Here is an 11766-nt window from a genome sequence, read left to right as displayed (position 1 = left end):
CCCCGGCGCTGTTCGATCAGGGCGGTCGCGGCGGCCGGCAGCCACGCGGACGCCGTACCGCCGTCGTCGCCCCCGCCGGAGGCGAAGAGGTGCGGGGCGAGCTGGGCCTGGAGGTCGGCGGGGCTGGGCCGCAGCGAGGCGTCCATCTGCATGCAGGACTCGATCAGCGGCCGCAGCTCCTCCGGCAGGCCGGTGAGGTCGGGCCCCTCGCGCAGCAGCATGAACACCGTCTCGACCGGGTTGGCGCCCCGGTACGGGGCGTGGCCGGTCGCGGCGAACACCAGCGTCGAGCCGAGCGAGAAGATGTCGCTGGCCCCGGTCACGCTCCGCGAGTCCCGCGCCTGCTCGGGCGACATGTACGCGGGGGTGCCGACGGCCACGTTGGTCATGGTGAGCCGGGTGTTGGAGACGCCGGACGCGATGCCGAAGTCGATGACCCGGGGGCCGTCCTCCACGACGAGCACGTTCGACGGCTTCATGTCGCGGTGGACGAGCTGCGCCCCGTGGATGGACTGGAGGGCCTCGGCGATGCCGGCCGCCAGCCAGCGCACCGCCTGCGCGGGCATCGGCCCGCACTCGTTGACGATCTCCTCCAGCGAGGGGGCGGGCACGTACGCGGTGGCGAGCCACGGCACGGCGGCGCGCGGGTCGGCGTCCACGACGGCGGCGGTGTAGAAGCCGCTGACGGCGCGCGCCGCCTCCACCTCACGCGTGAAGCGCACCCGGAACAGCTGGTCCTCGGCCAGCTCCGTGCGGACGGTCTTGATCGCCACCCGCCGGCCCGAGGCCGAACGGGCCAGATAGACCAGCCCCATGCCGCCGGCCCCGAGTCGTCCCAGCACCTCGAAGGGGCCGATCCGCCTCGGGTCGTGCTGCGTCAGCTGCTCCACTACTTGCCACCTCCCCGTACGGACCTCCGGCGACGGAGGTCCGCGAAAATCCCGCCGGGTGCAGCGTCTCATCACTGGGCGCTCCCCGGCGGTGCGCACCCCGATTGTTCCTGGCCGGGCCCCGGGTTGCGAACTCGGGGGCGGATCGGGGTGTCCCGTACCACTCTTCCCGTATCAGGACACAGGTTCCTGAAGTACGGCGAACTCGGCGCCCTGGTCGTCCTGGAGGACAGCCATCCGTCCGTACGGGATGTCGAGCGGCGGTTCGGTGACCCGGCCGCCGAGGCGCTGGACGGTGCGGGCGGTCTCGTCGCAGTCGGTGACGTTGAAGTAGTTCAGGAAGTGGCTGGGCAGCTCGGCCGGGAACGCGTCCGTGATGACGCTGCGCCCGCCGACCGCCGTGTCGGGGCCGGGTTCGGTGCCGGGCGGGGACCAGGTGCGGAAGTCGACGCGGTGCTCGTCGGTGTCGGGCACGTCCAGGGGCGAGTCGTCCACGTCCGCGCCCCGGAAGCCGAAGACCTCCTCGTAGAAGGGGTCGACGCGGTCCTTGTTGCGGGTGTGGACCTCGGTCCAGCAGAAGGAGCCGGGTTCGTTCCGCTTCTGGAAGCCCGCGCGCTCCCCGGCCTGCCAGAGGCCGAAGACCGCGCCGCCCGGGTCGGCCGCCAGGGCGAGCACCCCGTCCCGGCCGGACGGGACCGGTTCGGTGATCACCTGGCCGCCGGCGGCGCGGACCCGGGCGACGGACGCCTCGATGTCACCGGTGGCGAAGTAGACGCCCCAGGCGGTGGGCATCCGGCCGTCCTTCTTGGCGGCCAGCGCGGCGACGAGCCTGCCGTCGCCGAGGGCGTCGGCGCGGTGGCTCCCGGCGGGCCGGAAGGTCCAGCCGAACAGCTCGCCGTAGAAGCGCTTGCCGGCCTCCAGGTCGGGGAGCTGCACATCGACCCAGCACGGTACGGACTGCGCGAACGCGGCCATGGGCCCGAATCCTTCCGTCGTCCCTCGTCCTACCCAACGTAACCGCGCGGCGCACACCCCGCGCTCCGGGGCGCCCCCATATCGCACGTACGTTCTAAAGTTATCCACCGAAGTTATCCACAGGCTGTTCATAACACTCATCACACCGCGCTCACGGGGTGGTGGAACGAGAGTGAAATGAGGGAGAAGAGGGAACGGGAAAAGGGTCTCGGAGGCGGTGCGAAATGGCGCGGAGCAGGCCGCATTCCCCATTTGCTCTCGCCAAATCGCGCTCCGATCACCCGTCGGTAAGCTGACGGCATGACAGGACAAGTACGCACCGTCGACGGCCGCGTGGCCGGTCGGCGCGGCCAGGCGACGCGGCAGAAGCTGCTCGACTGCCTCAGCGAGATGCTCAGTTCCTCGCCGTACCGGGACGTCAAAGTCATCGACGTCGCCCGTAAGGCGGGGACTTCACCGGCTACCTTCTACCAGTATTTTCCCGACGTCGAGGGAGCGGTCCTCGAAATCGCCGAAGAGATGGCGAAGGAGGGCTCCGGGCTGACGGAACTTGTCGCCGGGCGTTCCTGGGTCGGCAAGTCGGGCTGGCAGACCGCCGAACAACTCGTCGAGGGATTCCTCGACTTCTGGCGCCGGAACGACGCGATTCTGCGCGTGGTCGATCTCGGCGCGGCCGAGGGCGACAAGCGGTTCAACAAGATCCGCATGAAGATCCTGAACTCCGTCACGGGCTCGCTCACGGAGTCCGTGAAGGAACTCCAGGCGAAGGGCAAGGTCGACAAGGACGTCAGCGCCGCCGCGATGGCGGGCTCGCTGGTGGTCATGCTGGCCGGCGTCGCCTCGCACCAGAAGGGGTTCACCGCCTGGGGCGTCAAGCAGGCCGAACTCAAGCCCAATCTGGTCCTGTTGGTGCACCTCGGCATCACCGGCCGGAAGCCCTCGAAGTAAGCACCCCGCTGGGGCGGCGCACGGTGACCCCGGCGGCCCCCAGGTCCTGTCTCACCGGCGGCGGACCACTCCCGTGGTCCGCCACCGGCGTATCCGGGACCTGCGGCCGTGCGCGTACGCGAGACCACCCGGCCACCGCCGCCCGCCATGCCCGGCGCCCCGGTCCTGCGCTGCAGGGCGCCCCGGTCCTGGGGTGCAATGGGCACATGACCGACGCACTCGATCCCGCCGCCCGGCAGTCCTTCCTCGATCTGCTGCACGCCCAGCGCGTCTGGGACTCCCCGCTGCCCGCCTTCGACCCGGACACCGCGCCGGCCACCCCGCACGCCCTCTTCCTCGACTGGTTCGCGGAGGCCGTGGCGGCCGGGCAGCCCGAGCCGCACACCATGTCCCTGGCCACGGCGGACGCCGACGGCCTGCCTGACGTACGGACGCTGATGCTGCACGACGTGGACGAGCGCGGCTGGCACTTCGCCACGCACTCCACCAGCGCCAAGGGCGGCCAGCTGGCCGCCAGGCCGTACGCCGCGCTCGGCTTCTACTGGCCGGTCCAGGGACGGCAGATCCGGGTCCGGGGCCCCGTCACCGCCTGCCCCACCGCCGAGAGCGCCGCCGATCTGCACGCCCGCTCCACCGGCGCCCTGGCGGCGGCCCTGGTGGGGCGGCAGAGCGAGATCCTCGACCCGGCGGACGACCTGGGACGCGCCTTCGACGCGGCCTGGCGCCGGGCGGCCGAGGAGCCCGGCGCGGAGGTGGCGAGCTGGACGCGGTACGTGGTCGAGCCGCGCGAGGCGGAGTTCTTCCAGGGCGACGCGGGGCGGCGGCACGTGCGCCTGCGGTACCGGCGCACGGCGGACGTGCGGACCGGGGCGGGGACGTGGGAGCGCGAACGGCTCTGGCCCTGAGGCGCCCGGCCCGCCCCCGCCTCACTCCGTCCTGATCGCCCCCACGGGGCAGGCGCGGGCCGCTTCCGCGACCATCGGGCCCGGTTCCGCGCCGGGGAGCACCTCGCTCAGCCCGTCGTCGTCCTGGGTGAACACCTTCGGCGCGGCGAGCGCACACTGACCGGCGCCGATGCACACGTCCTTGTCGATGGCGATCTTCATCGTCCGCCCCTCCTCACCACGTCACCGGCAGTTCCAGCAGCCCCTGCACCGTGTCCCCCGGTTTCACCCGGACCTCCTCCGGGGCCACCGCGAGCCGCAGCCCCGGCAGCCGGCGGAACAGGGCCGGCAGCGCGATCTCCAGTTCGGCGCGGGCCAGGTTCTGGCCCAGGCACTGGTGGATGCCGAAGCCGAACGCCACGTGGTTGCGCCCGCCGCGCCCGAGGTCCAGCGCGTCCGGCTCCGGGAAGACGGACGCGTCCCGGTTGATCACCGCGGTGGACAGCAGCACGCCCTCCCCGGCCCGGATCGTCACCCCGCCGACCTCGATGTCCTCGACGGCCAGCCGCGAGAGCCCGTCCGCGATGGACAGGAAGCGCAGCAGCTCCTCCACGGCGGCCGGCACCCCGGCCCCGTCGCCCTGCGTGAACCGGGCCAGCTGGTCCGGGTGGCGCAGCAGCGTGTACGTGCCGAGCGCGATCATGTTCGCGGTGGTCTCGTGGCCGGCGACGAGCAGGATCTCCGCCAGCCGCACCAGTTCCTCACCGTCCATCGCGCCGGACTCCAGCTGCCCGGCGATCAGCTCGTCCAGCAGCCCCTCCCCCGGGCCGGGCCGCCGGCGCTTCCGGTCGATCAGCTCGCGGAAGTACGCGTCCAGGTCGTCCCGCGCCGCAACCACGTCGGCCGGTTCGGGGCCCCGGAGCAGCCTGCGGGAGCGGTCCTCGAAGAAGTCGTGGTCCTCGTACGGCACCCCGAGCAGCTCGCAGATGACCATGGACGGCACCGGCAACGCGAAGGCACCGACCAACTCGGCGGGCGGGCCCTGGGCGACCATCGCGTCCAGCAGCCCGGTCACGATCTGCTCGATGCGCGGGCGCAGGGCGGCCGTGCGGCGCAGCGTGAAGCTCGGGATGAGCTTGCGGCGCTGCGCGTTGTGTTCCGGGTCGTCCACGCCGAGCAGTTCGACGCGCCGCTGCTGGACCGCGGCCAGCCGGGCCGCGAAGAGCGGGAACGCGGGGTGGGAGCGGTCGGACGACAGCCGGGGGTCGGCCAGCAGGGCGCGCGCCTCGGCGTGCCCGGTCACCAGCCACACCGTACGGCCGTCGTAGAGCCGCACCCGGGACACGGGGCCCCGGTCCCGGCCGGCACGGGGGTATCCGGCGGGCGGCTCGTACGGACAGGTGCGGTCCTGCGGGAAGGGAATCGTCTCGGACTGGATCTGTGTCATGCGGACCTCACAGCGAGGGGGGTGGTCCTGCCGATCACCCCCACTAGATGCCTCAGGCACCTATCGGGGCCAGACCCTCTTCGGCCACATCCCCCCACCCTCCGGTTTCCGCCGTTTTCGGCCGGTGGGGCGCACCATGGAAGACAGGCGCCACAACCGGGACACGGCGAGGACTGGAGGTCGCCCGATGAGCCCTACGCGTGGCAGGTACGCGACCGACCGCGGGCTGACCACCCGCATGGTGACCACCATGTTTCTGATCGGGCTGCTGTACGTGGTCCTGGTCGGGGTGCTGCTGGCGGTGCTCCAGGGGTCCTGGCCGCTCATCCTGGTCCTGGTCGGCGGGATGTTCGTGGCCCAGTTCTGGTTCAGCGACCGGATCGCGGCGTTCAGCATGGGCGCGCGCGAGGTGTCCCCGGCCGAGGCGCCCGAACTGCACGGCGCGATCGACCGGATCTGCGCTCTTGCCGATATGCCGAAGCCGCGCGTGGCGGTCGCGGAGAGCGATGTGCCGAACGCGTTCGCGACGGGACGCAGCCAGAAGTCCTCGCTCGTCTGTGCGACGACGGGGTTGCTGCGCCGGCTGGAGCCGGAGGAGCTGGAGGGGGTCCTCGCGCACGAGATGTCGCACGTCGCGCACCGGGACGTGGCGGTCATGACGATCGCCTCGTTCCTGGGCGTCCTCGCCGGGATCATCACCCGGGTCGCGCTGTGGGGCGGCTTCGCCCGGAGCAACCGGAGCAACGACCCCTCGGGCATCATCCTCATGCTGATCCCGCTGGTCAGCGCGGTCGTCTACGCGCTGAGCTTCCTGCTGACCCGGCTCCTGTCGCGCTACCGCGAACTGTCCGCCGACCGGACCGCCGCCCTGCTGACCGGCCGCCCCTCCGCCCTGGCCTCCGCGCTGACGAAGGTGAGCGGCCAGATGGCCCGGATTCCCACGGAGGACCTGCGGAAGGCGGAGCCGTACAACGCGTTCTACTTCGTTCCGGCGTTCGCGTCGAAGGAGAGCATCGGCCGGCTGCTCTCCACGCATCCGACGCTGGAGCAGCGCCTGGACCAGCTGGCCCGCATCTCGGCCGACCTGTCCCGCCCGTGAGGGCGCTCGTCCTGTGAGGGCGCCCGTCCCGTCCCGTCCCGCCGGAAGGAATTGCCGTGGGTCTGCTCGACACGATCCTGGGCCGCAGCAAGCCGGTCCGCCCCGACCTGGACCAGCTCTTCGCGGTGCCCTCCGCCGCGCTGACCCTGCGGGCCGCGACGGGCTTCGCCCCGACCGGCCGGGGCTCGGTGTGCTTCGCGGGCGTGGAGGGCTCCGCCTTCGCCCGCATCCAGCAGGACGTACGCGAACTCCTCGACGCGGACACGGGGCGCGGGGGCATCCCGGTGGAGTTCAGCCGGGACTCGTACGGCTACACCTGGCTGCTGGCCCGCCAGCCCGCCGAGGACACCGCCGCCCTGGTCAACGACCTGCACGCGGTCAACACCCTGCTCCAGGACGCCGGCTTCGGCCCGCAGCTCCTGTGCTCCCTGGTCGCCTTCAAGGACCCGGCGGGCCGCGCCCTGGCCCTGGTCTACCTCTACAAGCGCGGCACCTTCTACCCCTTCGCCCCGGTGCCGGGCGCCGCCGAGAAGCGCGACAACCAACTGGAACTCCAGGTCCGCGCCGCGCTGGCCGACGACCTCCGGGTGGAGAAGGACCTGTCCCGGTGGTTCCCGGTGTGGGGGGCGCCGGGGCTGTGAGGGGCGGTACGGGTGGGGCTGCGGGGGGCGGGGGTGTGCGGTACAGGTAGTCGGGAGCGGTCCCCGCGAACGGGGCCGGAATGCAGGAGGTGGCGGATGGCCGGCGTGCTCCATGACACCGGGGACGTCGCGGACCCCCGGACGGCGCGGGCCGCCGTCTCCACCGGGCGGCTCCCGACCGACGAGGCCGTGCGGGCGTCCCTGGAGGGCGTGCACCGGCGGTTCCGGGACGACCGGGGCGGGAAGGTCGCCGACTACATCCCGGTGCTCGCCGAGGCGGACCCGGAGCTGTTCGGCATCGCCGTCGCCCATGTCAGCGGCGGCGTCCACGCGGCCGGCGACGCGGACCACATGTTCTCGATCCAGTCCGTCTCCAAGCCGTTCGTGTTCGCCCTGGTCAACGACGCGCTGGGGCGTGAGACGGTGCGGCGGCGGATCGGGGTCAACAGCACCGGCCTGCCGTTCAACTCGGTCCTGGCGGTCGAACTCAACCACGGCAGCCCCATGAACCCCATGGTCAACGCGGGGGCCCTGGCCACGACCGCGCTGGTGCCGGGTGCGTCGCCGCGGGAGCAGTGGGACTTCATCCGGCGCGGCCTGTCCCGCTTCGCGGGCCGGGACCTGCTCGTGGACGACCGGGTGTACACCTCCGAGGCCGCGACCAACCAGCGCAACGAGTCCATCGCCCGCCTGCTGGACAGCTACGGCGCCCTGGCCGGTGACCCCACGACGACCACCGACCTCTACACCCGGCAGTGCTCGCTGACCGTCTCCGCCCGCGACCTCGCGGCCATGGGCGCGACCCTCGCCAACGGCGGCGTCTGCCCCCTCACCGGCGAGCAGGTCGTGGCCGCCGGCGTCTGCCGCGACACCCTCTCCGCGCTGGCCACGGCGGGCCTGTACGAACGCAGCGGCGACTGGCTGTACGAGGTCGGCATGCCCGGCAAGAGCGGGGTCTCCGGCGGCATCATCACCGTCGCCCCCGGCAAGGGCAGCCTCGCGGTGTTCTCACCCCGCCTGGACGAGGCCGGCAACAGCGTCCGCGGCCAGCGCGTGGCCCACTTCCTGTCCGGGGCGCTCGGCATGGACCTGTTCGCCTCGACGCCACACGCGGAGGCGACCGCCTGACGACCGCCCCGTGATCAACCCGCCGTGGCGTGCCCCAGGAACGCGGTCCAGGCGTCCGGGGCGACGGCGAACGTCGGACCGTCGGTGACCTTGGAGTCCCGGACATGGACGGTGTGGGGGCAGGTGGCGACCTCGACGCAGTCGCCGCCTGTGTTGCCGCTGTAGCTGGACTTGCGCCAGTCGTAGGCGACCTCGATGCAGGCCCCGCCTTCGTTGTTGCTGTAACTGGACTTGAACCAGGCCAGCCCGGACACGTGGCTCACAGTTGTCTCACCTTCGTCTCGATGATCTCCACGGACTTCCAGGGATTGAGCGCCTGAGCCCGCAAGATTCCGAAGAGGTCGAACATGTCGCCCACCTGCTCCGGCTGCGAGATCAGCCTATCGCCGCCCTGCGCCTCCGCGAACAGCAGAGCGCGGCCCTCCGCCGTGGTCATCAGCTGCATGGGGCCGTTCAAACCCGCATGTGTGTGCTGCGCTGAGGGCATCACCTGAACCGTCAGGTGGTTGTACCGCTCAATACAGTCGAGCATGTGCCGCAGTTGCTCCTTGAGCACCTCTGGGCCACCCAGCGTTCGGTCGAGCACCGATTCCTCGATAACGAAGCCCACGCGTGGCGGCGGCGTCCGCTCCAGCACCGCCTGCCGTTCCAATCGCGCTTCGACGTGCTGGATGATCTCGGCTTCCGTGTACGCCGGAACGCGTGCGCGGTACAGCGCGAGGGCGTACGCCTCCGTCTGGAGCAGCCCCGGAATCAGCATCGTCTCGTACGCGCTGATGACCCGAGCCGTTCGTTCCAGCTTGGCCCAGTTCAGGAACTTGGGCGCGTACTTCTCCTCATCCACCAGGTCGCAGCACGCCTTCAACGCACCGTTCGCCTGGTACAGCACTTCGGAGTCCGTGAGCAGTTCCAACGACGGGATGCGTTCCGCGCGCTCCACCGCACCCAGCAGCGATTCCGAGACGAGCAGCTTCTCGGAGGCCGCCTTCTGCGTGAACCCGGCCCGCGCCCGGTGAATGCGCATCAACTCGCCTACGAGCCGCCGCCCGTGACTCACCTCATCGCTCGACCCCACAGCTCACCGCCCCTTCCCCACATCGCCCCGATGTGGATCGCGTCCTCCTGGTCACGCTACGCACATGGCGGAATGCTCGTAGCCATGAAGCAGAAGAAACTGCCCGAATGGGTTCCCGCCTCGGGGCATCAACTCCACCTGACCGGCATCCACTTCGACGCCATCCGGATGCGGGGCGTACGGGGCGAGGCGACCGTGCACCATCTGATGACTCTCACGGACGGTGATCCGGGGCCGGTCGTACGGGAGACCTGTGGAGAGCGGTGGACCTACTTCCTGCTGGAGCCCGGCACCAGCCGTGACTACGACTGGCCCCCGGGCGCCAAGTGCTTCGGACCGGCCGCGTGGGACCAGTACGTCGGAATTCCGGCAGCTGAGGGCAACACGTACCCGCTGAGCTGGCGTTGCGGGCCCCCGGAGGAAGGCGACTTCGTGGACGCGGAGCTGCTGCACGGCGTAGTAACGGCCCAACTCGTCGCCGGTGAGTAGCCGGCGCCCCCGTTCGTCGCGGTGCAACGGGCAACGAGCGGAAGGCGGGAGACGGACATCAACGCAACAGAGGTTGATCCGTCGACTCACCCGAGGTCGGCCCGCTCTGCGACCGGGCCCACGACCCCTTCGCCTCTCGTCATGACGTCAGCCCTACCGCTTCAGGGCTCTGTATCGCTTGAGGAGAGCGGTCAGCTTCGCGGGGTTGGCCTCGCCGTTCAGTTCGGCAGTGAGGTCGTCGGGGCAGAGCTCGTACAGGTCGCCCCACCACCGGCGCCCTCGGTTGTCCCAGATGCGGTACCCGCCAGGCACGCCTCTGGCCACATAGCGACGTCTACCCACGAAGCGTCCGCCCAGAGAAAGGCCCACGCCAGTAACCCATTTCCCCTCCTCACACGCCACTGGCAGCAGGCTACGGCAGATCTCAAACGCGGTCTAAGACGTTTCTTATGGGTGTCAGAGCGACGTGAGAGTGTCCTGACATGAGCTACGACCTCGCTGTCTGGGAAGGCGAGAGGCCGGCGGACGACAAGACCGCCGGCCGAGCCTTCAACGAGTTGTACGACCGCTACATCGACGGCGCGGTGGCAGAGCCTCCGTCCGAACGCATCGCGGCTTATGTGGCTGCGCTGCTTGAGCGGTGGTGCGACCTCACCGAGGACGAGGAGGACATGTCGCCCTGGTCAACCGGCCCGTTGATCGGTGAGGCCAGCGGCCCGCTGATCTACTTCCCCATGCGTTGGAGCATGGCCGAGGAGACATCGGCCTACGCGGCGACCGTGGCGGAGTCCATGGGGCTGGTCTGCTTCGACGTGCAGCAGGACCGGCTCAGGCCGTGAGCGGGTCCGCCCATCGGCGACAGCCGATCAGGGGCGCGGCTATGCCGACGAAGGCATGCGGCTTCGCCGGGCGCCGGCGGCGTGGGCTGCGGCGGACGGGGGGTCCGGCTTACGGTCTACGACCGGGCTCGCCTGGTTCATGCACTCGATGATGAGCTGGATTCGCATCGATCTTCAGGACCGTAGAAGCCCTGGCGAAAGGAGGTTTTCAGGAGGTGGGACCGAACCCGGTGAAGCTGTGAGTCCAGAAAGCGATGACCTGGGGATGAAGGAATGGCGTGCCTTGGTGGCGGCCGAACAAGAGGTCGCTCGATGTGAACCAGATGGCCTCGCGGGGGTCTATGCCGACTGGGAGATCGACTACGGCCCCACTGACCACCTCCTGACCATGGTCTAGGTGTGCGGAGCACCGCCTTTGGCAGGCGATGCCCGGTGCGCGTGGGCTGCGCGGCCGGGCTCGCCTCCCGCCAAGGCCCGGCCGGGTCCTACGTTCGCTTGAAGTACTCGATCTCGCCCAGGGCTATCGGGTGGCCGTTCTGTTGGCCTGTGGCCTCGCGTATGACGAAGCGGATCGATATGACGTCGCTGATGCCTGTGCGCAGGGTCTGTTCGCCCGGCTTGTCGGCCAGGGTCATCTTCTTCTCGTGGACCTTTCCGTCCTTCGTCGTGATGAGCAGGTCCGCGCGCGTCGGGCGGGCTCCCTTGCGGAAGTTCTCCGGTTTCTTGGAGATGCCCGTGTGGACGGCGATGCCGACCAGGCGGAACGGGGCGTCGAACTCCGCCGTCAGCGAGTCGCCGAGCTTGGGCGCGCCCCAGTACGTGTTCGTCAGGCTGTCCACCGCCTCCTTCGCCGGGTGGCCCGCGGCCGAGGCGCTCGCCGAGACGCGGGCCGGGCTCACCTCACCCGTGCCGCCGAGCTTGTCGCGCACGTCCTCCACGACGTAGCGGCCCGCCGGGAACAGCAGGAAGCCCCCCACCAGGAGCCCCGCGACCACCAGCGCGATCAGGGTGCCCCGCAGCAGCCGGCCCGAGCCCGCCCGGACCCGGCGGTTGAACGGCCACCGGGTCCGCCACCACGGCAACGCGGCGGCCTGCGCACGTGGCTTGAGCGGCTCGGCGCAGTTCCGGCAGAACGTGCGGCCCGACCGGTTCTTCGTCCCGCACGAGGGACAGGGCTCGCCGTCCGTCTCGTCTTCGGCCGCCACCGTACGGACGGTGGGGCGCGCGGCGACCGGCATGCCGGGTTGTACCGGGCCGACCGGCTCCTCCTCCGGGGCCGCCGGTCGGGCCGGTTCCGGCCGTCCCGGCCGTACGGGGGCGGGCGCGGGGCGTACCGGGCGCGCGGGCGGCT

At 71.0% G+C, this 11766-nt stretch carries 15 protein-coding genes; 7 read left to right on the top strand and 8 right to left on the bottom strand.

Going from position 1 to position 11766, the window contains the following annotated elements:
• On the bottom strand, window positions 1–890 hold an 890-nt coding region (locus MHW47_RS24185), incomplete at its 3' end, for a serine/threonine-protein kinase (RefSeq protein ID WP_239225881.1).
• Between the two features lie 174 nt (window positions 891–1064).
• Window positions 1065–1865, bottom strand: a complete 801-nt coding sequence (locus tag MHW47_RS24180) for a VOC family protein (RefSeq protein WP_239225880.1) — start codon at window positions 1863–1865, stop codon at window positions 1065–1067.
• Between the two features lie 300 nt (window positions 1866–2165).
• Here MHW47_RS24180 and MHW47_RS24175 point away from each other — a divergent pair, with 300 nt between their 5' ends.
• Window positions 2166–2813 carry a TetR family transcriptional regulator gene (locus MHW47_RS24175; protein WP_239225879.1) on the top strand — a complete coding sequence of 216 codons (648 nt, stop codon included), beginning with the start codon at window positions 2166–2168 and terminating at the stop codon, window positions 2811–2813.
• Window positions 2814–3019: 206 nt separating this feature from the next.
• A complete protein-coding gene (locus MHW47_RS24170) occupies window positions 3020–3718 on the top strand; it encodes a pyridoxal 5'-phosphate synthase (protein ID WP_239225878.1) in 699 nt (232 codons plus the stop codon).
• A gap of 21 nt (window positions 3719–3739) precedes the next feature.
• On the opposite strand, the gene MHW47_RS24165 is transcribed toward MHW47_RS24170, so the two are convergent.
• Window positions 3740–3919, bottom strand: a complete 180-nt coding sequence (locus MHW47_RS24165) for a ferredoxin (RefSeq protein WP_239225877.1) — start codon at window positions 3917–3919, stop codon at window positions 3740–3742.
• Between the two features lie 13 nt (window positions 3920–3932).
• Window positions 3933–5144, bottom strand: a complete 1212-nt coding sequence (locus MHW47_RS24160; protein WP_239225876.1) for a cytochrome P450 — start codon at window positions 5142–5144, stop codon at window positions 3933–3935.
• Window positions 5145–5331: 187 nt separating this feature from the next.
• Here MHW47_RS24160 and htpX point away from each other — a divergent pair, with 187 nt between their 5' ends.
• From htpX to glsA, 3 genes are all read left to right on the top strand, one after another.
• Window positions 5332–6243 carry a zinc metalloprotease HtpX gene (gene htpX, locus MHW47_RS24155; RefSeq protein ID WP_239225875.1) on the top strand — a complete coding sequence of 304 codons (912 nt, stop codon included), beginning with the start codon at window positions 5332–5334 and terminating at the stop codon, window positions 6241–6243.
• A 56-nt stretch (window positions 6244–6299) separates the two neighbouring features.
• Window positions 6300–6884, top strand: a complete 585-nt coding sequence (locus tag MHW47_RS24150) for a hypothetical protein (RefSeq protein ID WP_239225874.1) — start codon at window positions 6300–6302, stop codon at window positions 6882–6884.
• A gap of 96 nt (window positions 6885–6980) precedes the next feature.
• On the top strand, window positions 6981–8012 hold the full coding sequence (gene glsA, locus MHW47_RS24145; RefSeq protein ID WP_239225873.1) for a glutaminase A: 1032 nt from the start codon (window positions 6981–6983) through the stop codon (window positions 8010–8012).
• A gap of 14 nt (window positions 8013–8026) precedes the next feature.
• Here glsA and MHW47_RS24140 read toward each other — a convergent pair whose 3' ends face one another.
• A complete protein-coding gene (locus MHW47_RS24140) occupies window positions 8027–8275 on the bottom strand; it encodes a DUF397 domain-containing protein (protein ID WP_374230137.1) in 249 nt (82 codons plus the stop codon).
• Complete coding sequence (locus tag MHW47_RS24135) at window positions 8272–9036, bottom strand: helix-turn-helix transcriptional regulator (protein ID WP_239225872.1); 765 nt, start codon at window positions 9034–9036, stop codon at window positions 8272–8274. Before MHW47_RS24135 ends, MHW47_RS24140 begins: the two co-directional genes overlap by 4 nt.
• Window positions 9037–9171: 135 nt before the next feature.
• On the opposite strand from MHW47_RS24135, the gene MHW47_RS24130 reads away from it, so the two are divergent.
• Window positions 9172–9576, top strand: a complete 405-nt coding sequence (locus tag MHW47_RS24130; protein WP_239225871.1) for a hypothetical protein — start codon at window positions 9172–9174, stop codon at window positions 9574–9576.
• A gap of 153 nt (window positions 9577–9729) precedes the next feature.
• On the opposite strand, the gene MHW47_RS24125 is transcribed toward MHW47_RS24130, so the two are convergent.
• A complete protein-coding gene (locus MHW47_RS24125; RefSeq protein WP_239225870.1) occupies window positions 9730–9918 on the bottom strand; it encodes a hypothetical protein in 189 nt (62 codons plus the stop codon).
• Window positions 9919–10058: 140 nt separating this feature from the next.
• Between MHW47_RS24125 and MHW47_RS24120 the strand changes: the two genes are divergently transcribed.
• A complete protein-coding gene (locus MHW47_RS24120) occupies window positions 10059–10415 on the top strand; it encodes a hypothetical protein (protein ID WP_239225869.1) in 357 nt (118 codons plus the stop codon).
• Window positions 10416–10900: 485 nt separating this feature from the next.
• On the opposite strand, the gene MHW47_RS24115 is transcribed toward MHW47_RS24120, so the two are convergent.
• The coding region (locus MHW47_RS24115; RefSeq protein ID WP_239225868.1) for a zinc ribbon domain-containing protein at window positions 10901–11766 on the bottom strand (866 nt) is incomplete at its 5' end.

The organism is Streptomyces sp. OfavH-34-F (assembly GCF_022347745.1).
GTDB lineage: Bacteria > Actinomycetota > Actinomycetes > Streptomycetales > Streptomycetaceae > Streptomyces.
Note: the sequence above shows the minus strand (reverse complement) of the source record. Positions and strands in the feature narration are given on the sequence as shown.

Excerpts from the sequence above, each read along its gene's own strand:
- MHW47_RS24180 (WP_239225880.1), bottom strand. The coding sequence starts at position 1,865 with ATGGCCGCGTTCGCGCAGTCCGTACCGTGCTGGGTCGATGTGCAGCTC.
- MHW47_RS24175 (WP_239225879.1), top strand. The coding sequence starts at position 2,166 with ATGACAGGACAAGTACGCACCGTCGACGGCCGCGTGGCCGGTCGGCGC.
- MHW47_RS24170 (WP_239225878.1), top strand. The coding sequence starts at position 3,020 with ATGACCGACGCACTCGATCCCGCCGCCCGGCAGTCCTTCCTCGATCTG.
- MHW47_RS24165 (WP_239225877.1), bottom strand. The coding sequence starts at position 3,919 with ATGAAGATCGCCATCGACAAGGACGTGTGCATCGGCGCCGGTCAGTGT.
- MHW47_RS24160 (WP_239225876.1), bottom strand. The coding sequence starts at position 5,144 with ATGACACAGATCCAGTCCGAGACGATTCCCTTCCCGCAGGACCGCACC.
- htpX (WP_239225875.1), top strand. The coding sequence starts at position 5,332 with ATGAGCCCTACGCGTGGCAGGTACGCGACCGACCGCGGGCTGACCACC.
- glsA (WP_239225873.1), top strand. The coding sequence starts at position 6,981 with ATGGCCGGCGTGCTCCATGACACCGGGGACGTCGCGGACCCCCGGACG.
- MHW47_RS24135 (WP_239225872.1), bottom strand. The coding sequence starts at position 9,036 with ATGCGCATTCACCGGGCGCGGGCCGGGTTCACGCAGAAGGCGGCCTCC.
- MHW47_RS24130 (WP_239225871.1), top strand. The coding sequence starts at position 9,172 with ATGAAGCAGAAGAAACTGCCCGAATGGGTTCCCGCCTCGGGGCATCAA.
- MHW47_RS24120 (WP_239225869.1), top strand. The coding sequence starts at position 10,059 with ATGAGCTACGACCTCGCTGTCTGGGAAGGCGAGAGGCCGGCGGACGAC.